The sequence below is a fragment of the Clostridium tanneri genome (genome assembly GCF_033659955.1).
GTDB lineage: Bacteria > Bacillota > Clostridia > Clostridiales > Clostridiaceae > Clostridium_AM > Clostridium_AM tanneri.
This window is the reverse complement of the sequence record NZ_JARUJP010000067.1, coordinates 1-1582: the sequence shown is the minus strand read 5'-3', so window position 1 is coordinate 1582 and position 1582 is coordinate 1. Positions and strand designations below refer to the sequence as shown.

The window sequence follows — 1582 nt, the reverse complement described above, 5'->3', positions numbered from 1 at the left end:
TCCGTTAAGTTCAAGTCTTGTAGGAAGCAAAGGAACAAGAACAATTTTTGATGCTGGAGCAAACTTGCTTGTAAACTCTTCCTTTGAAGATAGCAGCAATTCTTGGAGATTGGAAGATTGGGATGGTTCTACAGGAAAATGGAGAATTGTACCGGGAGGAATACATGGAAACTACTGTTTAGAAAGCTATGACTCAGATGGAACTGCCACTGGAAACCCTACTAATGCTGTAGCTTATCAATTAGTTACATTGCCCACTGCTTTAACTTCATCAAAAGTATATACTTTAAGTGCCTATGCAAAGAGAACAGGATTAGCTAATCCAGTACTAGGAATACAATGTTTTGATAAGAACGGAGCTGAAATTGCCGGAAGTTATAAAAACTATCAAAAAGATATAGATAAGGACAGATGGGTTAAAGTAAGTGAAAGCTTTAATCTCCCAATAGGAACAAAAAGTCTTTTTGTAATATTAAGAAGTGCTGTTAGCGGAACTGACACAGTAAGCTTTGATGCTGTACAAATGGAGGAAGGGAGTAGTTTTACTGCTTACAGTCCAAGCAGAAGTGATAACTCAAAGCCTTACTATGATTTAGGTATAGATAAAAAATCTGGAACTTTATCTGTATGGTTTAACACTACAGGTGCAGGAACAAGAATGATTTTTTCCAATGAAAGCAAGACAGCCTTATTTAATCTGTATATAAATGAGCAAAATAAGATAGTTTTGAATTCATTAAACAAGTCAAATGCTGGACAAAATATTATCACTGCAAATGATATAATCATAGCCAACAATACATGGTACTTTATAGCCCTAAAGTGGCAGCTTGTAGAGTCATCATTTTACAGCAGGACTTTGCAGTGTACTTTATATATTAATAGTAGAACTTATACTGGCTCTGTAACTGATTTTAAAGACTTTACAGGAGCAATTACCGCTGTTGGAAGTAATCCTTACGGAAACTACAGTTTATCTGGAACTTTAGATGATTTTGCATACAGCAGAAAGGCTTTAAGTGATAGAGATATACAGCTTCTTTACAACAAAACTATGCCAGAGGACAAAGGAACCACAGTCACTAATAGCTACACATATGAAAATGATAAAATAAAAACAATTTCTCATAATGGCTTCAGCTATAGATTTGAATATGACAGCTTAGGAAATACTAGGCAGGTTTATGCTGAAAATGAACTTTTAATAAGAAATGAATTTGATGCTGAGACAGGTAATCTTACGAAATCAGAATATGGAAATAATCAAAGAGTATCCATGGAGTATGATGAGCTAGATAGAGTAACTAAAAGAAAATTTAGCAGAGATATATTAGATAATAGTCAAAAGGATGAAATCAGATACAGCTATGAATACGACAACGAAGGTAATTTAGCATACCACGAGGACAGAGTAAATTTTAGAGATTATAAGTACAGCTACGATTTATCAGATAGATTGGTTAAAATTGATGAGTATGATAAAGATATAGGTACTTCAAGTTACGGAAAGACATATTCAACAAAATTTGACTATGACATGAGCAATAATCACAGCATAATAACGGAAAAAATAGATGAAAAA

The 1582-nt window shown here is 33.8% G+C and carries 1 protein-coding gene; it reads left to right on the top strand.

Features of this window, described 5'->3' with window-relative positions; translation table 11 throughout:
- Positions 1–1582, top strand: a 1582-nt coding sequence (locus tag P8V03_RS18930; RefSeq protein WP_318799365.1) for a LamG-like jellyroll fold domain-containing protein, incomplete at both ends; no start/stop codon positions are given.